The organism is Rhodoferax sp. LB1P47 (assembly GCF_056521445.1).
Genome location: NZ_JBWMAU010000001.1, coordinates 359758 through 386461 on the forward strand (window position 1 = coordinate 359758; position 26704 = coordinate 386461).

Annotated in this window: 23 protein-coding genes; 5 read left to right on the plus strand and 18 right to left on the minus strand. The window is 47.3% G+C overall.

Annotated elements, in window-relative coordinates; all coding sequences use genetic code 11:
• Window positions 1-5: 5 nt before the first annotated feature.
• The 16 genes from AC0969_RS01715 to AC0969_RS01790 form a co-directional block, all read right to left on the minus strand.
• Window positions 6-1346: a phenylacetate--CoA ligase family protein gene (locus AC0969_RS01715; RefSeq protein ID WP_479622393.1), complete on the minus strand. Its 1341-nt coding sequence runs from the start codon at window positions 1344-1346 to the stop codon at window positions 6-8.
• A 54-nt stretch (window positions 1347-1400) separates the two neighbouring features.
• Entirely contained in the window at window positions 1401-2483 is a 1083-nt protein-coding gene (locus AC0969_RS01720) for a glycosyltransferase family 4 protein (RefSeq protein ID WP_479622394.1), read from the minus strand.
• Window positions 2483-3706, minus strand: a complete 1224-nt coding sequence (locus AC0969_RS01725) for a TIGR04063 family PEP-CTERM/XrtA system glycosyltransferase (RefSeq protein ID WP_479622395.1) — start codon at window positions 3704-3706, stop codon at window positions 2483-2485. Before AC0969_RS01725 ends, AC0969_RS01720 begins: the two co-directional genes overlap by 1 nt.
• Window positions 3703-5649: an XrtA/PEP-CTERM system amidotransferase gene (locus tag AC0969_RS01730; RefSeq protein WP_479622396.1), complete on the minus strand. Its 1947-nt coding sequence runs from the start codon at window positions 5647-5649 to the stop codon at window positions 3703-3705. Before AC0969_RS01730 ends, AC0969_RS01725 begins: the two co-directional genes overlap by 4 nt.
• Before the next feature lie 16 nt (window positions 5650-5665).
• Window positions 5666-6856, minus strand: a complete 1191-nt coding sequence (locus AC0969_RS01735; RefSeq protein WP_479622397.1) for a TIGR03088 family PEP-CTERM/XrtA system glycosyltransferase — start codon at window positions 6854-6856, stop codon at window positions 5666-5668.
• On the minus strand, window positions 6844-8124 hold the full coding sequence (locus AC0969_RS01740; protein WP_479622821.1) for a nucleotide sugar dehydrogenase: 1281 nt from the start codon (window positions 8122-8124) through the stop codon (window positions 6844-6846). Before AC0969_RS01740 ends, AC0969_RS01735 begins: the two co-directional genes overlap by 13 nt.
• A 45-nt stretch (window positions 8125-8169) precedes the next feature.
• The gene (xrtA, locus tag AC0969_RS01745; protein WP_479622398.1) at window positions 8170-9711 is read right to left on the minus strand and encodes an exosortase A; all 1542 of its coding nucleotides are present in this window, start codon (window positions 9709-9711) and stop codon (window positions 8170-8172) included.
• 17 nt (window positions 9712-9728) lie between these two features.
• A complete protein-coding gene (locus AC0969_RS01750; protein WP_479622399.1) occupies window positions 9729-10889 on the minus strand; it encodes a TIGR03087 family PEP-CTERM/XrtA system glycosyltransferase in 1161 nt (386 codons plus the stop codon).
• Window positions 10890-10953: 64 nt separating this feature from the next.
• Complete coding sequence (locus AC0969_RS01755; RefSeq protein ID WP_479622400.1) at window positions 10954-12000, minus strand: FemAB family XrtA/PEP-CTERM system-associated protein; 1047 nt, start codon at window positions 11998-12000, stop codon at window positions 10954-10956.
• Window positions 12001-12004: 4 nt separating this feature from the next.
• Complete coding sequence (locus AC0969_RS01760; RefSeq protein ID WP_479622401.1) at window positions 12005-12841, minus strand: XrtA system polysaccharide deacetylase; 837 nt, start codon at window positions 12839-12841, stop codon at window positions 12005-12007.
• A gap of 10 nt (window positions 12842-12851) precedes the next feature.
• Window positions 12852-13988 (minus strand): non-hydrolyzing UDP-N-acetylglucosamine 2-epimerase, encoded by a 1137-nt coding sequence (gene wecB, locus AC0969_RS01765; protein ID WP_479622402.1) that lies wholly within the window; start codon window positions 13986-13988, stop codon window positions 12852-12854.
• Complete coding sequence (locus AC0969_RS01770) at window positions 13981-15042, minus strand: XrtA/PEP-CTERM system-associated ATPase (protein WP_479622403.1); 1062 nt, start codon at window positions 15040-15042, stop codon at window positions 13981-13983. The genes wecB and AC0969_RS01770 overlap by 8 nt, the downstream gene beginning before the upstream one ends.
• 3 nt (window positions 15043-15045) lie before the next feature.
• Window positions 15046-16671, minus strand: a complete 1626-nt coding sequence (locus AC0969_RS01775; RefSeq protein ID WP_479622404.1) for a TIGR03016 family PEP-CTERM system-associated outer membrane protein — start codon at window positions 16669-16671, stop codon at window positions 15046-15048.
• On the minus strand, window positions 16640-17563 hold the full coding sequence (locus AC0969_RS01780) for an XrtA-associated tyrosine autokinase (RefSeq protein ID WP_479622405.1): 924 nt from the start codon (window positions 17561-17563) through the stop codon (window positions 16640-16642). Before AC0969_RS01780 ends, AC0969_RS01775 begins: the two co-directional genes overlap by 32 nt.
• 4 nt (window positions 17564-17567) lie before the next feature.
• Entirely contained in the window at window positions 17568-19145 is a 1578-nt protein-coding gene (locus tag AC0969_RS01785) for an XrtA system polysaccharide chain length determinant (protein WP_479622406.1), read from the minus strand.
• Between the two features lie 50 nt (window positions 19146-19195).
• Window positions 19196-19831 (minus strand): XrtA/PEP-CTERM system exopolysaccharide export protein, encoded by a 636-nt coding sequence (locus AC0969_RS01790; RefSeq protein WP_479622407.1) that lies wholly within the window; start codon window positions 19829-19831, stop codon window positions 19196-19198.
• 308 nt (window positions 19832-20139) lie between these two features.
• On the opposite strand from AC0969_RS01790, the gene pepA reads away from it, so the two are divergent.
• The 3 genes from pepA (at window position 20140) to AC0969_RS01805 (ending at window position 23152) form a co-directional block, all read left to right on the plus strand.
• The gene (gene pepA / locus AC0969_RS01795; RefSeq protein WP_479622408.1) at window positions 20140-20934 is read left to right on the plus strand and encodes a flocculation-associated PEP-CTERM protein PepA; all 795 of its coding nucleotides are present in this window, start codon (window positions 20140-20142) and stop codon (window positions 20932-20934) included.
• Between the two features lie 136 nt (window positions 20935-21070).
• The gene (locus AC0969_RS01800) at window positions 21071-22633 is read left to right on the plus strand and encodes an FAD-binding oxidoreductase (protein ID WP_479622409.1); all 1563 of its coding nucleotides are present in this window, start codon (window positions 21071-21073) and stop codon (window positions 22631-22633) included.
• Window positions 22634-22678: 45 nt separating this feature from the next.
• On the plus strand, window positions 22679-23152 hold the full coding sequence (locus AC0969_RS01805; protein ID WP_479622410.1) for a low molecular weight protein-tyrosine-phosphatase: 474 nt from the start codon (window positions 22679-22681) through the stop codon (window positions 23150-23152).
• Here AC0969_RS01805 and AC0969_RS01810 read toward each other — a convergent pair.
• Window positions 23140-24147, minus strand: coding sequence for an NAD-dependent epimerase (locus AC0969_RS01810; RefSeq protein ID WP_479622411.1), 1008 nt, complete (start codon window positions 24145-24147; stop codon window positions 23140-23142). The two genes, AC0969_RS01805 and AC0969_RS01810, sit on opposite strands and share 13 nt — an antisense overlap.
• Window positions 24148-24244: 97 nt before the next feature.
• Here AC0969_RS01810 and AC0969_RS01815 point away from each other — a divergent pair, with 97 nt between their 5' ends.
• Together AC0969_RS01815 and AC0969_RS01820 are read left to right on the plus strand one after the other, a co-directional pair.
• Window positions 24245-24550, plus strand: a complete 306-nt coding sequence (locus AC0969_RS01815; protein ID WP_479622412.1) for a ComEA family DNA-binding protein — start codon at window positions 24245-24247, stop codon at window positions 24548-24550.
• Between the two features lie 16 nt (window positions 24551-24566).
• Window positions 24567-25055: an META domain-containing protein gene (locus AC0969_RS01820; protein ID WP_479622413.1), complete on the plus strand. Its 489-nt coding sequence runs from the start codon at window positions 24567-24569 to the stop codon at window positions 25053-25055.
• Here the strand turns inward: AC0969_RS01820 and gshA are convergent.
• Window positions 25045-26643 (minus strand): glutamate--cysteine ligase, encoded by a 1599-nt coding sequence (gshA, locus tag AC0969_RS01825; RefSeq protein WP_479622414.1) that lies wholly within the window; start codon window positions 26641-26643, stop codon window positions 25045-25047. The two genes, AC0969_RS01820 and gshA, sit on opposite strands and share 11 nt — an antisense overlap.
• Window positions 26644-26704: the final 61 nt, after the last annotated feature.

Below are 26704 nucleotides of genomic sequence, written 5' to 3' on the forward strand. Positions count from 1 at the left end.
TGGGGTCAAACGGCATGGCTAATGATGTAGCGGAATTTACCCGACTTCTCGGCGGCAATCGACTCCACCAGCGCCACCTCCACCACCACGCTGGCACCTAAGCGGCGCTGGAATCCGGCGATGATCTGGTCCACCATGTGCAGCTGGAATTCAGGCCCCGTCACCAGCAGCACGCGGGTTTTTTCGCGTGACTCTTGCACCACTTTGAAGGACTGCACCCCGGCCAGATCGCGCAGGATGTAGATCAGCGACAGGCCGTGCATGACCGTGCCGTCGGCGGCAATCACAAAGTCGGTGCTGCGGCCCTGGATTTCTTTCAGCACGGGCAGGCCCCGGCCGCAGCTGCACGGCGCACTACCCTGCACTCCGATGTCACCAGTGCGGTAGCGGATAAATGGAAAGTCGTTGGTGGCCAGGTGCGTGACGACGATCTCGCCCGCCACGCCGGGTGGCTGCACCTCACCGGCTTCGTTGACGATTTCTACCACCAGGTCATCGGCCGTGATGTGCATGCTGCCCGCCGGGCATTCGTGGGCGATAAAGCCCGCATCGCGCCCGCCGTAGCCGTTGGCCACCGGGCAGCCAAACGTCTGGCTGATGGTGGCGCGCTGGTTGTCGTACAGGCGCTCTGAGGTGACGAAGGCCACCTTGATGCCCAGGTCGTCCATCGCCACGCCGCGTTTTTGCGCATGCTGGGCGATGTGCGTCAGCGCCGAGGGGTAGCCAAACAGCATCTTGGGGCGGGTGCTGCGGATGGTGGCGATAAAGCCGTCGAGCTTGGCCTCGGACATCTCGAACGCGGGCAGCAGCTGGGTGCGCAGCATCTGGTCGCGCAGGTGTTTGATGCGGTCTTGCCCGCCGAGCTCGATGGGCGAACCCCAGACCACGATTTCCGGGTCGCCAATATCCACGCCCCACCAGCGGGTGGCCCGCCACTTGGCCGCCACGTCGTGGCTAACGCGCTTTTTGCCGATGAAGAACACCAGCGGTTCACCCGACGAGCCGCCGGTGTTGAAGCGGGCCAGTCCGTCGGCGTGGGCATGGCGCAGTGCGTCGGTGTGGGTTTTGATGACCGCCTTGGTCAGGAACGGCAGGCGGGCCAGGTCGGCCACCGACTGCACTTGCGCAGGGTCGAACCCGGTACGGGCAAACAGGTCGCGGTAGTACGGCACATGCTGGCCCACATCCACCAGCAAAGCCCGCAGCTGCTGCAACTGGTAGGCCGCCACCTGGTCTGGCGACCACCACTGCGCGGCCTCCATGTGGCGGCGCGTGGCCACCGTGCTGTGGCGCTTGAGGCGCTCGTGCAGCGGAAATAGCAAACCAGAGACTAAGGAGGTGTACATGTCAATACTACAAAATATATAGCTACTAGCGCAGGTGGTATATGCGCAAAATGGCTATTTTGCTTGAATAATTTGCCGGTATTGCGCCGCCAGCAAGGGGGCCACCCGGCCCCAGGTATAGCGCTGCACCTCGGCCAGACCCGCCTGCTGCAAACGCGTCCACAGGCCTGCATCGTCCAGCAGCCGCAGGCAGGCCGCTGCCATCGCCTGCGGGTCGCCCGGTGGCACCAGCAGCGCCGTCACGCCGTCTTGCACTATGTAGGGTACGCCGCCCACATCGGTGCTGACCACCGGCACGCCGCTGGCCATAGATTCCAGCACCGAGTTGGGCATGTTGTCGGCCAGGCTGGGGTTGAGCATGGCATCGGCCTCGCGGTACAGGGCGGCCATGTCATCGCGGTCTAGCCGCCCGGTGAAGTGCACGCGGGCCTGTAAACCCAGGTCGGTGACCAACTGGCGCAATTCGGCTTCTTGCGGGCCGCTGCCAGCGATGGTCAGGCGTGCCTCGGGCCACTGCGCTTGCACGATTTGGAAGGCGCGGATGGCGGTGGTGTTGTCATACAGCGGCTCCAGATTGCGCGCCACCAAGATGTGCGCCGAGTGCGCGAGCTTGGCTCCACGCGGGCGGAAGCGGGCCAGGTCGATGATGTTGGGCACGATGGCTGCCTGCATGCCGAAGCGGGCAAATACTTCCTGCAAAAAAGCCGATGGCACCAGCAAACCGGCGCTGGCCGCCATAGATGTGCGCACCACAGCCTGTGCGCCCTGTAAGAATTCCGCCGCCTCGCCGCCCCGGTAATTGACCACGCTGGGCACGCCGCGCAGGCGCGCAATCCAGATGGCCGGCGCAGCAAACAAATGCCAAGACCAGCCCGAGTTGGCCATGATGTGCAGCACATCGCTGCGGCCCGCCGCACGCCACAGGGCCAGGGCATAAGGTAGTAAGCGGAACACCGCCCGGATACCCGGCACGCGCCCGGCCCATTGGGGGCGGTAGGGTGCGTTGGTTTGCACCAGGGTTACCTGGGCCTGGGCTTTTTCTAGCAGTTCGGCCAGCTGCCGGGTCTGGTTGGCCATGCCGCCTGCAGGCGGTGGCAAGGGGCCGACCAGGCCCACCCGGATGCCCGCAAATGCCATCAGGCCACGCCGCCAGTGAGGGCAGCGTAGGGGTGGCGGTAATGGGCGATGCTAGCCGTCCAGTTGCGCTCGGATTCAACGAACTGGCGGCCCGCTGCGCGCAACTGCGGCCAGCGCTCGGGGGTGGCCAGCACATCCAGCACCGCCTGGGCCAGCGCGGGCGCACTGCCCGCCTCGAACAGCAGGCCGGTGTCGCCGTGGCGAATCAGCTCCTTGTGGCCGCCCACGTCGGACGCCACCAGCAAACGGCCTTGCGCCATGGCCTCCAGAGGCTTGAGCGGCGTGACCAGTTCGGTCAAGCGCATGGAATGGCGCGGGTAGGCCAGCACGTCCACCAGGTCGTAATAGCGCTGCACCTCAGAATGCGGCACGCGACCGGTAAACACCACTTTGTCTTGGATACCCAGGGCCAGGGCCTGGGCTTTGAGGGCCGCATCCTGCGGGCCACCGCCGACCAGCAACAGCCGCACAGCGGGTTCCTGGGCCAGCATCTGGGGCATGGCGGCCAACAGCAAATCAAGACCTTCGTAGGCGTAGAAAGAACCGATGAAGCCTACGACCTTGCAGTCGGACAGGCCCAGGCGGCTTTTGAGCGCGGCATCGGGCACGCCACCGACATCGAACGAATCGATATCGACTGCGTTGGGGATGACCGTGACTTTGGATTCCGGGATGCCGCGCGCCACGATGTCGGAGCGCAGGCCTTCGCAGATGGTGAATACGTGGCTGGCTTGCTGGAAGGCCCGGGTTTCCAGCCGGCGCGTGAGGCGGTAGCGCAGGCTGCCCTCAGCCGTGGTGCCGTGGTCTACGGCAGCATCTTCCCAAAAGGCCCGCACTTCGTACACCACCGGGATACCCAGGCGCTTGCCGACGCGCAGGGCGGGCATGGCGTTGAGCACCGGGGAATGGGCGTGCAGGATGTCAGGGCGGACCCGCTCGGCCACCTCTTGCAGGCGGCGCTCGACCTGCCGCATCATGGCCCATTCACCCAGACCTGGTAAGGAACTGCCCTGCCCCGCCGCTGGCGTGCGGTAGAAGTGCCAGCCGTCCACATCCTCTTCCAGCGCGTCGCCGTGGGTGTTGCCCTGGATGTGTTTGGGCGTGGTGAGGTGGAATGTCTCCCAGCCCAATTTGCGTTGCTCGCGCAGGATGGACAGGGTGCGAAAGGTATAGCCACTGTGCAGGGGGATGGAATGGTCCAGCACATGCAGGATGCGCGTCATACGGGCACGGCCTCGGTAACAACCTCGGTACCGGCGGGCATGTGCACTTCGGGCTGCATCACATTGCGCAAAAATGCCTCGAACATCAGCAGGGTCCACAAAGGCGCGCTGTAGTCACGGGCGCCAGAATCATGCGCGTCCACCAAATGCTCCAGGTACTGGCGGTTGAACCAGCCGGTTTCAGCCAAGCGTGGGCCCAGCACCGCATCGCGCACACGCTGGCGCAAGGGGCCACGGAACCAGCGGGCCAGCGGCACCGAGAAGCCCATTTTGGGGCGGTACAAAATATCATGCGGCAAGCGCGGCTCCATAGATTTCTTGAGTAAATACTTGCCCTCTTGGCCCTGGATTTTCAGAGAGGACGGCAGAGTCGCCATCCATTCGACCAGCTCGTGGTCCATCAAGGGTTCGCGCACCTCAAGCGAATGGGCCATGCTGGCACGGTCCACCTTGGTGTTGATGTCACCGACCAAATAGGTCTTAAGGTCTAGGTACTGGATCAGGGCCAGCGGATCCTCGGTATTGGCTTTACTGGCGTGGTAGTCGAATACCTCTTGGGCGTTGTACCCGGCCAGCTCGGTTTTGAAACGCGGGCTAAACAGCTGGTCGCGCATGGGACCGCGCAGAATCGACACCGAATGGAAATAGGCCTCCACGGAGTTGCGGGCCATGCCCTCGAACGTGGTTTTAGCGCGGAACATGCGCGGTGCCCAATCGGCCTTGGGGTAAATACGGCCCAGGGTTTTGAACAAAGGCTGGCGCAGCGCTGCGGGCATGGAGGAACGCATCTTTTCTTCCATCAGATGCATGCGGTAGCGCCGGTAGCCGCCAAAGGTTTCATCGCCACCATCGCCGGACAAAGCCACCGTGACATGCTTGCGCGCCAACTCGCACACCCGGTAGGTGGGAATGGCCGAGCTATCGGCATAGGGCTCGTCGTACAGGCGGGCCAGCGTGTCGATCAGGTCAAAGTCATCGCTCTTCACCATTTCCACATGGTGGTTGGTGTGGTAACGGTCGGCCACGGTTTGGGCGAATGCGGCCTCATTGAACGCGGGGTCGTCAAAAGCGATGGAACAGGTGTTGACCGGTTCCTTTGAGATCTCGGCCATTTCTGCCACCACCGCACTGGAGTCCACGCCCCCCGACAGAAAGGCACCGAGTGGCACGTCCGCAATCATGCGCAACCGCACCGACTCTTTTAACTTTTCATCCAGTTGGGCGCACGCCTCGTCTGCCCCGATCTTGCTGTCCAGCGTAAAGTGCACATCCCAGTACGGCTCGGGCTCTGCCAGCGGTTGGCCACAGCGCAGCGTCAGGGTGTGGGCGGGCGATAGTTTTTTAGCCTGCCGAAAAATCGTACGCGGCTCAGCCACATAGCCCAGCGCGAAATACTCTTCAACCGCCAACGGGTCCATATCGCGCTTCAATCCGCCGTGCGCCAGCAGCGATTTCAACTCGGAACCAAATACCAGCATGCCATCATCCAAAATGGCGTAGTACATGGGTTTAACGGCTAAACGGTCACGCGCCATGAAGAAGGTTTGCTGGTTGCGGTCCCACAGGGCAAACGCAAACATGCCCCGGAAACGCTGGACGCAATCCTTGCCCCAAGCCTCCCACGCATGGACGATCACCTCGGTATCACTGCGCGTATGGAACACATGCCCCAGCGCTTGCAATTCGGGAATCAGCTGCTGGTAGTTATAAATCTCGCCATTGAATACCACCACCACAGAACCATCTTCGTTAAATAGCGGTTGCTGGCCTGTGGCCAAATCAATGACTGATAGTCGTCGATGCCCAAAACCCACGCCAGGTTCCAAGTGCAAACCACCCTCCACCGGGCCTCTGTGGCGTTGCGATTCGTTCATGCGGTGCAACACAGCACGGTCTATATCGCACCCACCCCGGGTATCAAAAATGCCGACAATTCCACACATGGTATTTATCTGATGGTTATCTGTTGGTGGGAGGTGACTGCACACTGCTGCCGCCTATACCTAAAAGTCGATCGTACAAGCCCTGGTAGGTCGTAACCATCGCATCGAGGCTAAATTTCTCAAGAATACGTTGCCGCCCCTCGCGCCCCATCTTTTGCGCCAATTCAGGGGATCTCGCCCATTGCACCAAGCATTGTGCAATCGCATTCACATCACCGGCTGGCACGATATGCCCCGTAATGCCATGCAGTACCAAATCGGCATTTCCCCCCACATCGGTTGCAATCACCGGCAAACCGCTGGCCATGGCCTCTAATATCGTATTGGAAATACCCTCCGCCAAAGAGGGCAGCACAAAACAGTCCAGTCCACGCATGATGCAGGACACATCATTACGCTCGCCAGGCAACCAAGCTAAATGCGCCACACCCGCAGCATCCAGCAATTGCAGGCACTGTGCCCGCAATGGCCCGTCCCCAATTAGCGCAAGGCGCAGGTGGGTGTTGAGTTCTGGGGCAATTTCGAGTGCACGTATAAAGGCACGCGCTAACGTCATCTGGTCCTTCACAATCTGCATGCGCCCAACCGTACCCACCATCCATGAGCCAGTATCTGTAAATGGCGATCCCCGAATAGCGGAATGTTCTGCCGCGTTAGCCGGGTAAAAGCGTACAGAATCAACCCCGTTATAAATCTGCGTTATACGCCGACCAGAAATAAAAACCTTCTCACTCAAATACTGAGCCAAATCACGGGACAAGGCCACATAGTGGCCTACAAATGGTGCGTAAATACGGCGCATCCATTGGTATTTTTTATTATTACCCTCTAGATCACCAACATCACGACCATGCTCACCATGAATGCGAACGGAAACACCAGCAGCCCATGCAGGAATCAAAACTTCAAGGGCAGCAAGATTTCTAGTATGAACAATAGCCGGGCGTAATTTCTTAAATAAACGAAATAGACGTGGATACAACCAAAATGAATGACCCAAGGGTTTATTTAAAGCATAAAACTCTACATCGTCGCGAACTATTCGTTTTTTAAAATCAGTAATATCGGTCAATGCAAGCACAAAATGACGGTATTTTTGTGCATCCATGCTGTTAATTAAATTAACAACTCCATTCTCTAACCCTCCCATATCAAAGCGGTACACAACATGCACCACCAAAGGACGGTTATCTTTTACAGCCGCCACAAGTTGTAGCCAGCAGCCTCAATCGCCACACGATCGAATGAGGATTTAACATCAATAAAAGCACCGCCTTTAACCAATTTTTTTCCAAAATCTTCCACCGACAATGCTGCATATTCGTCATGCGCCACGGCGGCCACAATTGCATCAGCACGGGGCAAATCATCCCAAGCAAGTAGTCGAACACCATACTCGTGCATAGCTTCTTCAACCTCAGCCTGCGGGTCCGTTACAAAAACCTCAACACCGTAAGATTTGAGCTCTTTAATAATATCGATCACCTTGGAATTCCGAAGATCTCCACAGTTCTCTTTAAAAGTAAGGCCAAGCACATTTACCCTAGCGCCTTTAATGTAGCTACCCGAAGCGATCATACGCTTAATGGTTTGCTCCGCAATAAATTTACCCATACTGTCGTTGATACGCCGACCAGCCAAAATAACTTCTGGTTGGTAGCCCAACATAGCCGCCTTATGCGTCAAATAATAAGGATCGACACCAATGCAATGCCCACCAACCAATCCCGGTTTAAACTTCAAGAAATTCCATTTAGTACCGGCGGCCTCTAAAACCTCAGTGGTATCAATACCAATTTTGTCGAAAATAATAGCCAATTCATTCATCAATGCAATATTCAGATCTCTCTGCGTATTTTCAATAACCTTAGCAGCCTCAGCCGCCTTAATTGAAGAAGCACGATGAACGCCAGGAATAATAATTTTCTCATAAAGCTGGGCAACTTTTTCCAAAGTTTCGGCAGTGTCTCCAGATACGATCTTTAAAATTTTTGTGAGCGTATGCTCTTTATCACCAGGATTTATGCGCTCTGGCGAGTAGCCGATGAAAAAGTCCTGTTTCCATTTCATCCCAGATTCCCGCTCTAAGACTGGAATGCAAACTTCTTCGGTTGCACCTGGATATACGGTTGATTCGTAAACCACAATCGCACCAGACTTCATATTGCGACCAACACTTGTACTAGCGCCAATCAAGGGGCGAAAATCAGGAATATGGGCATCATCAACCGGTGTTGGAACAGCAACGACAACAATATCAGCTTCCGCTAACTTTGATGCATCATAGGTATAAAAAGCATGCGGGGCCGATAGCATCTCTTCGTTAGATAATTCTCGAGAAGGATCTATGCCTTTAATACAAGATTCAACTTTTGAAACGGAAATATCAAAACCAATAGTTTTAAAATGTTTACCGAATTCAATAACTAATGGAAGTCCAACATATCCCAAACCAATTACAGCAACAACAGGCATATCAATTCCTTCGACAAAATTCATAAAATAAACAATAAATTACAATTAGTTAGCACGAGTTCTCTCAAGAAGAAATTTAATTTCAGAAGAATTATCTTTCAAAAACTCTTTCAATGATTCATTAGCCGAGTTACTATCAATCTCATATGCATAAACAATAACAACAGCAGAATCATCACCCGCGCCAAATAATCGTTGAATAGCACCATATATTTTAGCCTTATAGTCACTTTCAACAAATGATCCATTGACCCAATAAAATTGCCAAGCTTGCAAACGGTTATCCCGCACATGCTGACCAAAATCCACGCTTCGCCAAGTTCCAGTGCGTACAGGAAAAACATCCTCACCATCATGAATAACAGCATTGCCTGTATTCAACTTAAGCCAGTTTTTGTTTTTATTATCAAAAACTCCATCACCAAAATTTATCAATTTATTATTATAATTTTGATTTCTATAATAAGCTACATACAGGCCAATTTTTGAAAATTCTTTACTGTAAAAACTATTAATTTCAACTGCCGACCCATGAAAATTTGGTTTCAAAATAATTTCAGCATCTGGAATACGGCTCCAACCGGCAGAAAAATAAGCGGGGGAATTTAACAAAGGATAATTCAAATTATTTTTTGAATAAATAAAATCTCCCCAAAACCGAGGAACCGCAAATGCTAAAAAAACAAAAAACACAAAACGTGAATATACAGTAACATTAAAACTATATACGGCAGTATTTATATTTACAATCTTAATATCTGGAATCGAATTCTCAGCCCATCTTCCACCAATAAGAAACATAAGCACAATGACTAAACCGAAAAACAACCATCCATATATAAGGTGATCAAACCCAACGGCAAGTTTATTTCCGGAAAGGTGACCTAGCATCACAATGAAATAGGCTCGAAACCAATTTGCTAATATAGGTACAACAATAGATACGCCAATAAATATAAACCGCTTTTTTAGTGACTTATAGCTAAGATAGGCATATAGCGTACCAATCATCAGCGACGAAATTAAATAACGGACACCGCTACAGGCTTCAACCACAGACCAGCTACCGGATGAAATAACAAATTGCAATCCCTCTTGATAAACAGGCACACCACTTAACCGTATGGCAAATACAGTAAATTTTGCAGTCCACTCCATAAGAAAAGGCAAAAGAAACTCGCCCAACGGAACACCGAAAAATAAAAACAACAATGGAAAAATTATTATTCGCGCTATAGCCCATCCAAATACGGAAAGTACTATAAGAGGAATAAGTGCAGTAACCGCCAACTGAGTTACAGAATTTACTGCAACGAGATCACCCAAAAGCCACACTATAGCCGTTAGAAATATGGGAATCATTGCCCAATAAAACGGCTGGGGGGTTTCAGTGACTATTAAATCCTTCTTTCTCCAGATCAACCAAGTGACAATTGGAAGAACAAGGAATCCATGCGTAAATGTTTCAGACCGCATCCATATAAATACAATACCGGAAAATGTTCCCCAAAACAAAAATAACAAAGATGAAAATAAAATCACAAATGAAATTATTGACAGCAACCATTTTTTATAAAAATTTTTCATCAATTAAAATAAAAAAACTAATCAGAATTATTGGAATCAAGATGTCTATCTATTATCTTTAAATGAGTTTTCCAACTATATTTCTCTACGACATTAAATCTCGCAGCGCAACCAATTGATTTTGCTTTAACAGTATTTTCAGAAATAAACTCAATACTTTGAACAAAATCATCGGGTGAAACTGCGGAAATTAACTCAATGCCATCAATCGCATCTATTGCGCTAACACAATCCAGAGATGCAACCACAGGTTTTTCCATTGACATAGCTTCAAGAATTTTATTCTGAATTCCTCTCGCTATTCTCAATGGAGCAACCACAACAGTAGCATGTTGCAAATAAGGTCGAACATCTTTTACAGTACCAGTAACAATAATAAATTGAGAATTCAATTTAACAATCGCCAATGTTGGATTTCGACCTACGACATAAAATCTATAACAAGGATTTTTTTTAATTAAAATTGGAAAAACATTTTCAATGAAAAAAAGTACCGCATCTATATTGGGCCAATAATCCATTGCACCAGTAAAAACAATCGGAATTATTGATTCCCCCTCGTCACCAGAAGAAAATGGAGATAAAAATACCTGCGCATTAGAAAAATAATCTGAATCAACGCCATTGTTAAGAGCGCTTGTTTTGAAAGAACTTTCAGGAGCAAGTTGTGTGAAAAGATTTTTTTCTTTTTCCGTAACAAAAAAAGAGTGTTTTGCTTTTATGGCAATATTTCGCTCATATTTTAAAAGATAGGAGGACTCTCTTTTATAAATCCATGATAATGGCCAAGATTTTTTATCGGCATAATCACGCCATTTTTGCGAGTCAACATCAACAAAATCAATTAAGGTGCGCGAATATAAATTTTCATTCACATACTGCGCCATAGCCGAAGAAAAAACAATGACCGCATCAATTTTATTACTATTTACTACAGAATTAATCCAATTATGGAATTCACTATTATTGTAATAATCCAACGTTAAAGCAGTGTTTTTAAAAAATCCAAGTAGGCTTTTTGCTGTAGCTATTTTTTTATTAATATCTTTATAATAAAATTCTTTGCAAAATTTTTTTACCACTGGAATGTATTGATGATCATCAGCATCATCAATAAAAGTTCCTAAAAAAATATTATTTTCCAATGAAATATTTTTTAGTATGTTAAAAGAACGCACCTTGTCTCCTTTATTTGGAGGATAAGGTAATCTATGGACTAAATAAAGAATATTACGCAAGAATTTAACCCAAGCTGCGAACAACAAAAGGACCAATAAAATTGGCCACGCAAATTGGCAATTTCTTCCAGGTTGAAATTAATAAACTATATTTCACATTCGATGGGTTATTTTGCGGAATCGAATTTCTTTTATATAAACAGTATTCATAACTTAATGGGCTAGGCAAAAAACCCCAATTTTTTTTAAAAGCAAAAGATCCCGTATTAATTTTACTTCGGCCAAAATCAAATATTTTAATACCATTAAAACATGATCTCCGAATTAATTCCCAGTATTTAAAATCATTTGCAGCCAGATCACGGGCCAAAACATCGTCACCCGCATAATATGGGAGTACTTCATTTTTAAAGTAAAAACTTAGTACACTGCTTAATGGTTTTCCATCAGTTGAGAATATTGTTAACACTTCACAATCCAAATCAAAAACTTTCTTTAGCATCAAAAAATATTTTTTAGACATCGCGGGAGTTCCGTGTCTATGAACATTATCAGCATAAAGTTTGAAAAAGTTTTCAATATTATTCTCTACCTGACTGATCAAGCCATTTTTTATTCCTTTACGTACCATTGCACGTTGTTTTCTAGGAATAGCCAATAAATTAGCGTCATCATTTTCTAAAATTTCTTTTCGAAAAGTCACATAAATATCTTGCTTTGGCCAATCAGAATGATGCGAAGATAAATTACGAAACTCTAGATGGTCCACATCCAAACTACTAGCTAACTCCTGAGCACTGCTCTCAAGTAAAAAAGCAATACTTTCACTCTCCGCAACAACTCCTCCATAAACGGCAAAAGGTAGACTCACCAGTGAGTTTCCAAAAAGGATACTTTTTACGTGTGCTAATGGAAGAATTCCTTTAATTTGGCCAGCTTCGACAGCATACAAAAAATATGTTTTGTGACTAAAAATATCATTTATTATTTTTTGCCATCCAGCTCTATGAAAAAAAGTAGCATTAAAATTAGAAAAAACAAAAGAATCCCAAAGAATATTTTGTTCGACATCATTTATTGATAGTCTTTTTATTTCAATTTTAAATTTCATAAAATCATATTGAAAAAACTTTATCTACTCGATCCCAACTAAAATCATTTAGCAATTTTTTTATCTTTTTCTCCATGTGCTTTATATTGACATAGTGTCTAAATTTAGTTTTAAAATCAATACCAGGAACTTTAGGTTGATTTACATCAATTTCCCAAGGATGAAAATAAAAAATAGCTGGCTTCTGATCCATCGATAATACCTTTGTGATCATTAATTTAGATAATGAATAAGGAAGCAATCTAAAATAACCACCTCCACTGGAGGGGAAATTCTTACCGCATAGACGTAAGGTCGTTATGGGAATCTCAATTAATCCATCTCGAACTGAATAAATATGTCTTGGTGATTCAGGCATTCCATAATGATCGTGCTTAATAGGATAAATACTTGAGCTATATTTATAACCAGCATCTAGCAAACAGTCAAAAGCCCAGAGATTATTAGGCCCTATCGAAAAGCTAGGAGCTCTATAACCCTTTATAGCTGCGCCAGAAATATCTTCTAATAGAATTTTAGAGGATTTAACATCATTCAGAAAATCATGCTTAGAAAGATTGCTGGCACGTTCATGCCCATAGCCATGGCTAGCTAATTCATGGCCTTCTTCAACAATTTTTCGAACCAACTGAGGATATCGTTCAGCAATCCATCCTAATGTAAAAAAAGTGGCTTTGGTACCACTTGAATTTAGAATATTTAAAATAATATTAATATTATTTTCAATTCGACACTCTCTCGAATCCCAGCTACTTCGATTGATATATGGAGAAAATGCAGAAACTTGAAAATAATCTTCTACATCAATGGTAAAAGCATTAACAATATTTTTTTTAATCATTTGATAAAAGTTATAAATTCAACCATTTTTTCAAATCATCGACTATTCTTATAGCTGTGGCACCATCCCATAATTCCGGAATTCGTCCAGATTTACCTTTCCCGCTTAAAATTGCATCAACACACGAGAGGATATATTCACGATTATTTCCGACAATTGTATTTGTTCCCTGATCAACGGTAATTGGTCGCTCTGTGTTATCTCTTAAAGTAAGGCAAGGAATCCCTAAAGCAGTTGACTCTTCTTGAAGACCACCTGAATCAGTTAAGATCATAGTAGCTCCCGATAATAATCCCAACATTTCCAAGTAACCTTGTGGGGGCAATAAAATTATTCGCTCATTATCCAAAAGATAATTAAGTTTAAATTTATCTATGTTGTTTTTTGTTCTAGGATGTAATGCAAAAACCAAAGGTAATTTATTTGATATTTCACCTAAAATTTCAAGCATCGTACGAAGTTTACCGGCTTCATCAACATTCGAAGGCCGATGCAAAGTTACGGCACAGTAAGCTTTTGAACCATCAAAAATAGATGAACTAATATTACATAACCGAAGAATTTCAGATATGTTCGGTGCACTCTGTTGACCGTGCACTAACGAATCAATCATCACATTTCCAACAAAACGAATTCGGTCAGAAGATATACCCTCTTTATTTAAATTATCTTCCGCAGAGCGCTCCGTCGTATAAAGCCGATCGGCAATCTGATCGGTCAAAATTCTATTGATCTCTTCAGGCATAGTTTTATCATAACTACGCAATCCAGCCTCAACATGAGCAACAGGAACGCCCTTTTTGACGGCAACAAGAGTACATGCAAGAGTCGAATTGACATCACCGACCACAACTACACAATGTGGATTGTATAAATCAATAATTGGTTCAAACCGTTGCATAACATCTGCTGTTTGAACAGCATGGCTAGCAGAACCAACTTCAAGATTAATATCTGGTCGAGGTAGTTTTAAATCATCAAAGAGTTTATCACTCATGTCTTTATCATAATGCTGTCCAGTATGAACTAGCAGAATAGGGATCAATGGAACTTGATTTGATAAGGCCCTCAGAATTGGAGCCATTTTCATAAAGTTTGGACGCGCCCCAACAACACAAATAATAGGACGAGTATTTATATTATTCATATATTCCATCGACTTTTGGAAGTTTATTAATTGTGAAATGTCTCTTCAAAATTGATATTATTTCAGAATTGCTTTTCTCTAACCTCAACATACTTTCCTCAATTCGATCAATCCGATTCCGCAAATGGAAATCTTCAAGATCGTCTATTTCAGCCAAAGAGCGTTGATAATTAATGTTATTTAAATTTTCACTACTTTCAAAAAATCCCGCGTCGCTTTTAGCATTGTCAAAAGAAACATGACCAGATTCTTCGAGAATTTCTTTTGATATATTCAAAACATCTTCAACTTGAAAAGTATTTTTATTTTCAAGAAAACCCAATAACAATAATCTATCGCAGACGGAGTTAATCCTCCGTGGAATGCCGCCACTTACATTAAAAATGGATTCGTATGTATCAAGATTAAATAGAGGATTATTATTCCATCCTGCACAATTTAATCTATGCTCGATATAACCTTGCGTTTCTTCTATATCCATTGGTCCAATATGACAAGCAGCAATAACTCTTTGCCTTAATTGCTGCATACTAGGATTTTGTAAGATTTCACGGAATTCAGGTTGTCCAATCAAAAAGCTTTGCAGCAACGATTGCTTTCCAAATTGGAAATTTGATAACATTCTGAGCTCTTCAACAGCACGAGGAGTTAAATTTTGAGCTTCATCAATAATTAGCAAACACCGCTTACCCAAACTCGTTTGGCTAACGAAAAATGCTTCTAATGCCATTAATAAATCAGCCTTACTCGCATTCTTAGTCCGTACACCAAATGCTGCACCCACCATTCGCAATGTGTCTTCAGCATCTAACTGGGTAGTAACAAGGTTACCAGCAACTACTTCATCTGCATCAAGGCCATCCAATAAACTACGTACAATTGTAGTTTTACCTGCACCGACCTCACCGGTAATAATAATAAATCCTTCATTCCGAAGAACTCCATATTCCAAATATGCTTTGGCCCTTCTATGCTGCTTACTCGCGAAATAGAATGAGGGATCTGGATTGAGTTGAAAAGGTTTAACTTTTAACCCATAAAATGATTCATACATAAATTAAAATTGCACCATTAATTTACCAACAATAGCATTTTCTTTATACGGGGATGTACTGGCCGAGTAAATAACATGGCGCAAACTCATTGTGGCGAAAATTTTTGATGCCAGCCTAGAAGAATAAGTAATATTAAAAATCTTCATTAATGAATTTTGTGAGTCGAATTCTGCTTTTGTTTTTTGAAGGGAGAACTGTGTACTGACAACTGAATCTGGCGTAGTTTTATGAGAATAAATTATACCGAATCCATTTTGCTGGATTACAGATGACTTGGAAAAATCATCTGTACTGGATAATGAATTATTAACATTAGATCCTGTATTTTTTGATGCCGAGAAAGTAATTGTATCTCTAAGCCCCAGTAACGCAAAAGATAAATCTTGCGAGCGCTGAACAGATGTTCCAGATGCTAAGTAACCATTTAACGATGTAGAGTTTAGACTAATACCATTAGTAGCCATGTATTCCCTAACAAGTTTATCGAGCTTAACTGGGTCAGGTTCTTTTGTGGAAAATAAGTTGTAAATTAAGTAATAATTACTACCTATACCTTCAGCTAAATTTTTATTATTTGATGAAGAAATACTTTTATTATCTCGAAAAATCCAACTTGTCCTAGGTGTACGATGCTCAAAGCTAAATTTATGCATATTTCCCAACTGATGTTTATTCATATCAGCTGAGAATTTCGTTCTTTCTGAAGCTGTCCAGTTAACGCCAACACCACTGGTTGAGTAACTACTTCTCCCAGAGTATGCGTAGTTTCCAACTTCGCGACTCAAAGTTCCGTAGAAATTTAAATTGTTATTAATTAAATAAGTAGCTGTAATTCCAAAATTATCAGTTTGAATGTCAGGGGTTATTTCATTATTTATTAACTGCTCACGTACATCAGCAGACCAAAGAAATCTGTCAAAAAGTAGATCCCCACTAAATTTCAGCGAAAGTAGACTTTGATTAGAATTAATTTCTGAAATATTTTTGGATCGAATACTATGTAAACTGTATCGGCCTTCATAATTTATATAATTTGAAAAATTGCCTTTAACATAAGGAGTAATACCAATCGAAGAAACCTCCGACTTATTCGAATTATTTAAATCACTAGCTACAACTTGTTTTCCAAAGGCTGATATGGTTCTTTGTGAAATATTTGCATCTGCCTCAAAAAAAAGATGCTTTTCAATCGCCTCCAGAAAAAACAAAGAGCTCAATATATTCTGCAATGAACTACCAGACCCACTATTTTTATTAATGAATTTATGTAATGAATAATCAACATTAAACTTGATTTTCTTCGAAACGCCATTGATAACGATCCCAGGAGATACTTCGCTAATCCATCCGGCATTTCTACTAGAATTTTCAAGATTTACATTGTCACTCCAAGTCTCAGTCAAAGAGATACTAGGCACAAAACTTGTAGTTCCGTCGAAACTAGGGGTTAAAAAAAATTTTGAACTTTTTTCGTCAGCTTTAGTAAAGTTTGAGAAAATTAAAGAAAAAACTACTAAAGATAACTTAATATTAGATATATTAATTACCCTAGATGAATTTTTATTATTTAAATTCATTCTAATAAAATGAAAAATTTCACTGACCATAGCCATAGCCATAGCCGCCATAACCGCCGTATTCACCCTGCGTAGAAGTTTTGGCTTGATTCAAAACCATCATTTTTACAGGACAAGCATTAATTGATGCTAGCGCGTGCTGGACATCAGCCTGTAAGGTCTTTTCAGCATGAACGACCATGACTATTTGCCCCATGTGCGTAGCTAATACACGAGATTCAGTTGTCAAAAGCAGTGGTGGTGAATCAAAAATTATGATTCGATCTGCATATCTATTTGCAATATTTCGAATAAGTTGACTCATAGCATCACTGGCCAGCAGTTCGGTGGCACGAAGATGCGGTGTTCCACTAGGTAAAATCGTAAGTTTATCTATATTAGTTTTTAATAAGACTTCAGATAAATCTTCTACATCGCCTACGAGTAAGTCTAATAATCCCGGGCTAGCTGGCAGGCCAAGCATCCTTAATATAGAAGGACGAGCAACATCGGCATCAACGAGCATAACCGTGTTATCTAGCTCAGTTGCAATACTCATAGCTAAATTAACGGCAGAAAAGCTCTTCCCCTCCCCAGCTAAAGCGCTAGTGACCATTATAAGATTGCCATTTTTTATAATAGATGCGCCCTTCCCCATTGCATTCATTATTAGAGGGCGCTTAATTACTCTATATTGATCAGCTATTTGTGACCTAGGTGCATTTGGACTTACTATTCCTATATTTATTAATGCATCTAAGTCTAAATTTACACTCTTTGATCTAATATTTTTATTTATTTTATTACTAAAATCCAAGTTAGCCGAGCTATTTTTAGCTACAGAAATATCTTCAGATACTAAAATAGTATTTTTTTGCGAACCTTCAATATTTTCACTAAAATCAACCCCTGCGCGCTTTAACTCTTCCAATCGCTTTGTTGCCAATTCAATTAAAGTACTCATTCAACTAACCTGCCTGTCCAGAAATATAAGCCATAGCAAGAATAGAAACTGCAAATAAACCAACAAATCCCCCAGAGGCAGCTAGAAATCTCTTTAAATCAGATCTTTCTTTACGTTTTTCAGTTTCATTCATAACCAACGTAACAACACCCAGAAGAGGAAGGTCGATTACGTTTCGCAGTGAACGGGCATCATGGAAAACGGGCCGTAGTTGACTTGCTACAAAAGATGAGAACCCACCAGTTCCAATTGCGACAACCAAAACTAGCAATAAAAGTAATAGCCTATTTGGGGCAACTGGCTTAGGCGATACACGAGGTGGATCAATCAAGCGAAAATCAGCGACGCCTGCAGCAGATTCCAAATCACCGGAAAGTGAAGCAGATTCACGACGACTTACCAGATCTTCATAATTTTTCTTATTAATTGCGTAATCACGATTTAACTGCGCATATTCAGCTTCAGTTTGCGGCGCCGTTTTCATAAATTCGCGCGCCTTTTCGTATCGTGACGAATACTCTGCGACCCTTGCACGCAATGATGCGACCTGAACTTCAGACGCTGCGAGGAGGCGACCTAATTCTTGTGCAGCTAAACTATTGGTATTTGTGCTTCTTGGGAGCGTCATCGCAGTCTTGCGTAATTCTTGAACTTCTTTTCTTTTCTGTTCATCTAACTCTTTTATTAGCCTCCGTGCGCCTACAACATCCGGGTGTTGGTCTGTAAATCGTTGCAGTAAACCATCTAAATTACGTTTTTGAGCATCTATTCGTGAATCTATTTCAGGCGTTGCAAAGGTTTGCGCTGATTCTTGTAAGAGACTTCCCGAAGTAAGGCTTGAATTTTGCGATTTTTCATTTTGTAACTGAGCTTTAGCTGCGTCACGGGCATTTTCGGATTCTCTTAACTCTAACTTAGCTTGATTCAATTGAGTGCTAATTTCTGATAATCTTCCTGCTATATCAGTTCCACCATCAGCTGTTTGAACATCTATATTTTTTAATTTAAATTCTTTTAGTCTTGCTTCAGCTGCTTCAAGTTTTGATTCGTATGTTTTTATTTGGTCTGTAATGAATTTTTTTGCAGCATCTGTATCTTTTCTGTTATCGCCTAAACTTGATTCCACAAATATAGATACGAGAGACTGAATAACACGTTTAGCTTTTTCGGGATTTTGATCCTGAAATGAAAGTGTATAAAGGTTATCACGTGCAGTACTTTTTATTTGAAGCGTAGTCATCAACCTTTCGGTTAGTCCCTCTTGAACATTTTTAGAAGTTACGCCTAAATCAAGATCAGCCATGCGAATTAACTTCTCTACATTCGGACGCGTTATTAATGTGCGGCTTAACATACCAACTTGTTGGTCAACATTAGGCTGGACTGCCAAACCAGACATTAATGGCTTTAATATCGATTGTGTATCCACATAAATTCGTGCAGAGGCTTCATATTTATCGGGCACTCTTAATACGACACCAGCACCAATTGCACCGACAACCCAAGAAACAACTAAGCCCAGCCAACGATGTTTCCATGCGCCTTTAGAAATTGTCAGTAGTTGATTAATTAATTCATCCATTTTATAAAAGTTACTCTATACCAACAAAATTTAGATTATATGAAAGACCTTTAAAACCAACCTTGTGGTATTATTAATATATCACCAGGTTTCATTTCCACATTCCCAGAAATATCACCTCGTTTTATTAGATCTTTCAGCCGTACAGAGTAGCGCTTATCGCCTTCAGAGGTTCTCAAAATAGTTGATCCATTTCCATCAGCAAAATCCGTCAGGCCACCAACGGCGATCATGACATCCAACACTGTCATTTTGTTCTTGTAAGGCAATATTTGTGGTTTTGCCGCTTCACCTACAACCCGAATTTGTTCACTATAGGGTCCCACAAAACTAGTCACGATGACCGTTACAACGGGATCGCGTACAAACTTGGCTAACTGTTTTTCCACCTCACGGGCTACTTCTATGGAAGTTTTCCCCTGGACAACCAACTCGTCCACTAAGGGTGTTGTGAGTTTCCCATCTGGTCGAACCGGGACGGACATTGACAGTTCAGGATTACGCCAAACAATCACATTGAGCGTATCGCCAGGCCCAATGATGTAGTTGTAATCCGCTGATTTTATGATTTTGGGTGCATCAGGAAATTCGGGATTAAACAATGAGCATGCTGAAATAAATCCAAACAGCAAGCCCAAAAATACCCATTTAAAAACCGCCGAAACCAGTATCATTAGATTATTCAAAGTTCTCTCCATTATCAAACCGCTCAATTCTTCGACCTATTTTTTGGCTGTAGACAAACTTAACCATTTTTCAGCCAAACACTTGACCTAGGGCGCAATTGTCTGGAATGGTAAGTGCATACGCACTCTTTGGCGCATGAGAGCAAAAAAATATTGACGCCCATCATCATCAGTCGGAAAAGTTTACAGTTTCACCACTGAGATTGCAGTTTTTTTTGCAAGTTGTTGATTTGTAAGATTAAATTTGCATGGCACATGACTTGCTTATCAATTTATGTATTCAGTACTTTTCTAACCTAGGAGTTCTCATGAAAAATGTCTTTCAAACCCTGGCCCTTGCAGCAACTGTTGCAACAGCTGGTTTTTCTTTGCCCGCTCTGGCCGCCGTTTCGCCAACATTTAGTGTTGACACCACTCTTTTCCAAGGAGCCGCTGGCACAACTTTTGATGCAAATTTCATCAATGGCTCAGCGACCACCCAATTGACGATCACGGGTGCAAGCAGCACATCCGGTATCGGTTACACTCAATTTGCGTCTTTCTCCAGCAGTTCTGGCGTGGTGTCGGATACTTTTCTGTCCACCAATAGTTCTGGCGGCTACCACCTTTGGGCTGAGTACAGCTATACAACCAGCGGTTCACTTGCTTCGTCCGCAGTAACCAGCCTGACTTTCACTATCTACGGTGAATCGGCAAATGGTTTAGCTAACAATAGCGTCTTCGCCCTTGCAAACCTTGCGGGCACAGGGGGCACTGTGGCGCACTCTGCTGATACGGTAGCGCTTGCAAGCGGTACATTGGGAAGCCATTCCGGTGTTGCAACCATCAATGCACTTCTTGGGACAACTCTTAACGCCACATTGGATGTTGTGCTGACTTCGGATGGCGAAAGCTTTTTCTACGATCCAGCTCCGTTTTACCAGTTCATCGCATCCAGCTTCACCAATACGAGCAGTGGTTTTTCCACAAACGGAAATATTATTGCAATCACCAATGCCAGCGGTGGCATTGACTTCAACAGTGTTCCTGAGCCTACCAGTTTGGCACTTTTCGGCTTGGGTTTGGTAGGTTTGGCGGCTTCGCGTCGTCGTTCCGCCAAGTAATTTAGCCTACATTTTGGCTCTATAAAAAGGACCCTTCGGGGTCCTTTTTATTTGTCTGAAAATATGCTTGTAGAGCACCGTCGACTGGTTTTCGGTAACACTATGTCGCATGTTTTACCAACCTAGGAGACTTGCCATGAGCCATCACGCCCCTCTTCCCAGAGTCACATCTACAAACACAACGGGACATAGTCAAGCAGTTTTAGCCGTACACAGACCAACATCCATCAAAGAGATTCAACACCTCGTACGACAGGCTAGGCAAGACAAAAGTCCGCTTTATCCCGTTTCCTGCGGTTTGAATTGGGGTTATGGGTCGGCATCGCCACCCACGGCAGGCTGCACACTGGTGGATCTCAGCGGGATGAATCGCATTTTGAATGCGGACAAAATTTCACTTTCTAACCCTGTGGCCGTAGTTGAGGCCGGAGTAACACAAGGGCAGCTATACGATTTTTTGCAGTCCCACTGCCCTGAACTAACCTTCAATGTCACAGGATCGGCAAGAAACACGAGCCTGATCGGCAATGCGCTCGACCGTGGTGTCGGCTATTTTGGGCCACGTAAAGATGACTTATTCGGGTTAGAGGTGGTGTGTGGATCGGGTCAGATCATTAAGACCGGGTTTCGACGTCTAGGAGAAGACTCACCACTGGCGCACAGCCACCCATTTGGATTGGGTCCCATGCTGGATGGTCTTTTTTTCCAGGGTAATTTTGGCATTGTGAGCAGCGCATGCTTTCGGCTCATGCCACGCCGCCCCAAAGAAGTGGCAATATCACTCGCTTTGCGTAACGATTCAGAGTTAGGCGCATTTATTGATGAGCTGGCCCATCTCAAGCGTGAGGGCTTAATGACATCGGTGACGCACATCGCCAACAAAGCCCGAAGCCAAGCATCCATGATGCATGGCATGACACAGTATCTTGAAAAATATTGTCATTTCAGCCCTGCCGAAGCTCTGGTGGAGGCTGAGAAAGCGTTTCGTGTTGTGGCACCCAATGAGTGGACGAGCTTAGGTGCGATTACCGGTAATACGGGACAGGTGGCCGCCGCGATCAAAGAAGTCAAGCAGCGCATGAAGCGCCTAGCCCGTGTTACGGTCATTACAGACGGCTTGCTTGATGTTGGATACGCCGTTATGCATCCGTTGCGGTTTTGGTCATTCGCACGCGCCAATGCCGCCGCTATTTCGGCGGTCAGGCCCTTGCATACCTTGGCACTGGGTGTTCCCACAGATGTAGCCATAGACAACTTGCTATGGAAATACGGGCGAAGTGATTTGAAGGCTGTTCAGCTGGATGCATCCAATTGCGGGTTGATGTTTATCAGCCCTGCGTTGCCTCCAGACGGGAAAGTGGTCGCCCATTTGATAGAGGGTATGCGGCAAGTAGCAGCCAAGCACGGACACACGTTGTACATGACTGTCAACATCGAAACGCCCACGTCTCTAGTGGCCGTTATTAACCTTTTGTTTGATCGAAGTAAGCCCGATGAAGTGGCCAATGCACATACCTGTGCGGATGCGCTGCTAAACCATATCCACGCACAAGGCTTGGAAATCTACCGGGCTCGCGCGGATACCATGCCCGATATTGTTTCCCGTGACCCTCAGTACTGGCAAACTGTACGCTCACTCAAACAAACGTTGGATCCCGACAATATCATTGCCCCTGGCAGATACAACCTCCCGGATTGAAGCCTTGATAGCGACTTTAGGGGCTTGCACTACTGGCAAAAATTTATGACCCAGGTTTTACTCGTTTGCATGGGCAACATTTGCCGCTCCCCTATGGCCGAGGTGGTGGCTACGAAGCTGGCTCAGGCACGGGGACTTTCGCATAGCTTGCAATTTGCATCGGCCGGTACGCATACGCAGCCACAGCGTGTGGATCCTCGTACCCAAACTATTCTGAAGCAATTCGGTTACCCCGAAAGTAAAAAGCGGGCGGTCCAGGTGCGCGCACAAGATTTTGAACGCTTCGATCTCATCTTGGCGATGGATAGCGACAATGTGCGGGCCTTGCAAAAAATCTGTCCGCTGGAGCAGACGCATAAATTACGTCTGTTTCTAGAATGTGCCGAAGGCCTGGAAACAGACCAGGTTCCAGACCCGTATTACGGCAATCTTGCGGGTTTCGAGCGGGTTTTGGGTTTATGCGAAGCGGGTGCTCAGGCTTGGATCAAGCACCTCGCAGCCCCTCTTCACACGCGGTAGTAATCTCGGTACCACGCCACAAAGTTGCCGATGCCAGTCTGGATGCTGGTGCCAGGCACAAAGCCGACCCATTCGTGCAAGGCATCGGTGTTGGCATAGGTAGCAGGCACATCGCCATCTTGCAGTGGCAATAGCCGTTTTTCGGCCTTTTTACCCAAGGCATCTTCAATGCATGCGACGAAGTCGAGCAAGGGGACTGGGTTGTTGTTGCCAATATTAAACACCCGGTATGGCGCGTTGCTGGTGGCGGGATCGGCCAGGGTGGCATCGTATTGGGGGTCAGGGGCGGCTACACGGTCCAATACGCGGATCACGCCTTCGACAATATCGTCTACGTAGGTGAAGTCACGCTGCATATTGCCGTAGTTGTATACGTCAATCGGACGCCCTTCCATGATGGCTTTGGTGAATAAAAACAGGGCCATGTCGGGCCGTCCCCACGGGCCATACACGGTGAAGAAGCGCAACCCTGTTGTGGGTAGCTGGTACAGATGGCTGTAGGTGTGGGCCATGAGTTCGTTGGCCTTTTTGGTTGCGGCATACAAACTCACCGGATGGTCCACACTGTCGTGCTCAGAAAACGGCATTTTGGTGTTGCCGCCGTAGACGCTCGAACTGGACGCGTACACCAGGTGCTGCACCTGGCTGTGGCGGCAGCCCTCCAAAATATTCACAAACCCCACGAGATTGCTATCTACATAGGCATGCGGATTTTGCAGTGAATAGCGCACGCCGGCTTGCGCGGCGAGATGGATGACGCGGTCAAACTTTTCAGCCGCAAACAATGCGGCCATACCGGGCCGGTCGCTCACATCTAACTGCACGAAACGGAAATTGGCATGGGGTGTCAAGCGCTTGAGGCGGTTGTACTTGAGATTGACATCGTAGTAGTCGTTCAGGTTGTCCAACCCGACCACTTCATCGCCACGCGCCAACAGCTTTAACGTTGCTGTCATGCCTATGAAGCCCGCAGCTCCCGTCACCAAAATCTTCATGACCCTGTCCTTTGTCTGTTGCAATAGGGGTCGATCTTAACTGGCCTAGAGCGTAGGATGGTGTGGCGTCTCAACCGGCAAAAATGGAAGAAAAACCATGCTTCGCAAGATATGGTTCGTGGCGATCGCGCTGTACACCGGCACTGCTTGGGCCGGTGTAGAAATCAACCAAGCGGATGTCGCTGCGTTAGACAGCATTCGGGGTGTTGGTCCGAGTTTGTCCCGCAAAATTTTGGCTGAACGCGAAAATGGAAATTTCAAAAACTGGAATGATTTAATGGCCAGAGTTCCCGGCATGAAAGACAAAACAGCAGCCAAGTTCTCCACCCAAGGCTTGACGGTGGACGGCCACAGTTTTTCTGAACCACTTCCAACGCGGCCTTTGTCGCCTCATGGCCTGTAAAGGAGTTCTTATGCGAATGCGCCCGGCTGTTCTGCTCACTATCCTCGTCTCTGGCTACGCTCTCTCGGCCTGCGCCAGCAAAACAGAAACATCTGCCACGCTGTCAGATGCCCCGCTGGAAAGTCGTCTCACCAGCATGCAATGGACGCTGCAATCAGCGACAGATAGCCAAGGGCAGTCCATCCGCAGCTTGTTTCCGCGTGCGGACCCGCGCTTCACGGTGGAATTCAAAGAAGGCCGCGTGGGCATACGGGGTGGCTGTAACGCTATGGGCGGGAGCTACCAGATCAACGCGGAAAACCGCTTGCAAGTGGGGCAGATGATGGCTACGCGCAAGGCCTGCATGGGTGGATTGATGGAGGCCGACAACGCACTCAGTGCCTTGCTCGCACAGAGCCTACAGCTCCGGCTAGACGATGGCCCGGCGCCCACATTGCGGCTGGTATCTGCCGCCGGGCAAACATTGGTATGGATGGGAACATCCTCGCCCTCCATCAGGCCGTAACGGGCACCGGCTCCATCCGACGGTGGTTGACCACTAGCCGATCGGGCGACAGGTACTGCGGCAGGTAGATGTCGAAAGGCATGGTGTCGGCGGCTTCGATGGCTTTTTGGGCCGCAACCGACGCGGTGCTCATGGCCTCAAAGCGGGTTTGCTGTGCAGCGCTGAACGGCAGGTCCAGCAGGTGCTGGCGGGTTTGCAGCGACTGGTGGGCGATGAAGGGTACGAACGATCCGCACGCAGTGCCCTGCATGGCGGTCAGCACCCGGGCCGACGACAGCAGGCTAGGGTCGGCCAGGGCGGAGTCGGCGGCGGCCAGCGCGTCGCTGTACAAGGTGCCCCCGTGGACGGCATCCAGCGCAGCGGCAATGGGGCGGCACTGGGCCACCAGGTCGCCACCCCACTCCACCAACGGCACTTCCTGGCCAGCGCGCTCCAGCGTCAGGCCGGGCTCGCGGCCCCGTGCGGCTACGCGGTGCTGGTTGTGTGCCAGCTCGATGATCTCTTGCGGGCTGTCGGGCGGGCTGTCGCTGAGCAGGCAGTGCAGCAAAAACACGTCGATAAAGCGCATAGTCTGGGCGGTGATACCCACCGGTACAAACGGGTCCAGGTCCAGTAGGCGCACTTCCACGTATTCCACACCGCGCTCGCGCAGAGCGTGCAGCGGGCGCTCGCCGGAGTGGATCACGCGCTTGGGGCGGATGGTGCCGTAGAACTCGTTCTCGATTTGCAGCAGGCTGGTGGCCAGCTGGTTGTAGTCGCCACCGGTGCCGCGCACGCCTACGGCCTTGTAGGCCGGGTACGGACGGGTCAGCGCGTCTTGCAGCGACGCGCCATAGCCTTCCAGGCTGTTGTAGCTCACGGCCAGGGAGGCCTGGGCATCGCTTTGGTAACCCAGCGGCCCCATGCGCAAGGACGTTCCGTGCGGCATGTACATAGTGCGGTCATTCAGTTGCTGTAGTTCGTGCTGGCGACCGGCCACAAAGCTAGAGCACACGGCGGGCGATGCACCAAACAGGTACAGCAGCAAAAACGCGTGGCGGCGGAAGTTGCGGATCAGGCCAAAGTACTCTTCGCTGCTCACCCCCGGCATCGACCAGTTGTAGTGGATGCCCGAGATGGTCTGCATGCGGCGGCCATAGCGGTGGCCCAGGCCCATGCGGTAGACGCTCTTGGCGCGGCCCACATTCGAAGAACCGTAACGGCCAATCGGTATCGTCTCGTCGGTGGGCAGGCCGCAGGGCATGCTGGACACCCAGAGCATTTCATCGTCGCCCTGGGCTTGCAGGGTGCGGTAGGTGTATTGGTGGACTTCGGTCAGCTCGTCCAGGCAAGCCTCCACACCCTGGTGTACGCCGGTGATCAGCTCGACCTGGGATTCGCTGAAGTCGGTGGTGATGTGCGGGTGCGTCAGGGCCGAGCCGAGTGCCGCCGGGTGGGGTGTCAAGGCCAGGCTACCGCTGGGCTGGGAGCGCAGGCTTTCTTTCTCCAGACCACGGCGGATGCCCTGTAGCCGGTCGGGTGCAAGGGCTTGCAGGCGGTCTAGCAAAGCGGTGGGGGTGGGCGAGCTGCGCATCGTAGGGGTATCCATAAATCTTGACCGGGCGTGGAAGGTAGCACAGGCACGCCGCGCGTGCTGGAGAAGGCAAAAC

Coding starts and splice junctions, on each gene's coding strand:
- AC0969_RS01715 (WP_479622393.1), bottom strand. CDS start 1,346: ATGTACACCTCCTTAGTCTCTGGTTTGCTATTTCCGCTGCACGAGCGC.
- AC0969_RS01720 (WP_479622394.1), bottom strand. CDS start 2,483: ATGGCATTTGCGGGCATCCGGGTGGGCCTGGTCGGCCCCTTGCCACCG.
- AC0969_RS01725 (WP_479622395.1), bottom strand. CDS start 3,706: ATGACGCGCATCCTGCATGTGCTGGACCATTCCATCCCCCTGCACAGT.
- AC0969_RS01730 (WP_479622396.1), bottom strand. CDS start 5,649: ATGTGTGGAATTGTCGGCATTTTTGATACCCGGGGTGGGTGCGATATA.
- AC0969_RS01740 (WP_479622821.1), bottom strand. CDS start 8,124: ATGCCTGTTGTTGCTGTAATTGGTTTGGGATATGTTGGACTTCCATTA.
- xrtA (WP_479622398.1), bottom strand. CDS start 9,711: ATGAAAAATTTTTATAAAAAATGGTTGCTGTCAATAATTTCATTTGTG.
- AC0969_RS01755 (WP_479622400.1), bottom strand. CDS start 12,000: ATGAAATTTAAAATTGAAATAAAAAGACTATCAATAAATGATGTCGAA.
- AC0969_RS01760 (WP_479622401.1), bottom strand. CDS start 12,841: ATGATTAAAAAAAATATTGTTAATGCTTTTACCATTGATGTAGAAGAT.
- wecB (WP_479622402.1), bottom strand. CDS start 13,988: ATGAATAATATAAATACTCGTCCTATTATTTGTGTTGTTGGGGCGCGT.
- AC0969_RS01770 (WP_479622403.1), bottom strand. CDS start 15,042: ATGTATGAATCATTTTATGGGTTAAAAGTTAAACCTTTTCAACTCAAT.
- AC0969_RS01775 (WP_479622404.1), bottom strand. CDS start 16,671: ATGGCGGCTATGGCTATGGCTATGGTCAGTGAAATTTTTCATTTTATT.
- AC0969_RS01780 (WP_479622405.1), bottom strand. CDS start 17,563: ATGAGTACTTTAATTGAATTGGCAACAAAGCGATTGGAAGAGTTAAAG.
- AC0969_RS01785 (WP_479622406.1), bottom strand. CDS start 19,145: ATGGATGAATTAATTAATCAACTACTGACAATTTCTAAAGGCGCATGG.
- pepA (WP_479622408.1), top strand. CDS start 20,140: ATGAAAAATGTCTTTCAAACCCTGGCCCTTGCAGCAACTGTTGCAACA.
- AC0969_RS01800 (WP_479622409.1), top strand. CDS start 21,071: ATGAGCCATCACGCCCCTCTTCCCAGAGTCACATCTACAAACACAACG.
- AC0969_RS01805 (WP_479622410.1), top strand. CDS start 22,679: ATGACCCAGGTTTTACTCGTTTGCATGGGCAACATTTGCCGCTCCCCT.
- AC0969_RS01810 (WP_479622411.1), bottom strand. CDS start 24,147: ATGAAGATTTTGGTGACGGGAGCTGCGGGCTTCATAGGCATGACAGCA.
- AC0969_RS01815 (WP_479622412.1), top strand. CDS start 24,245: ATGCTTCGCAAGATATGGTTCGTGGCGATCGCGCTGTACACCGGCACT.
- AC0969_RS01820 (WP_479622413.1), top strand. CDS start 24,567: ATGCGCCCGGCTGTTCTGCTCACTATCCTCGTCTCTGGCTACGCTCTC.
- gshA (WP_479622414.1), bottom strand. CDS start 26,643: ATGGATACCCCTACGATGCGCAGCTCGCCCACCCCCACCGCTTTGCTA.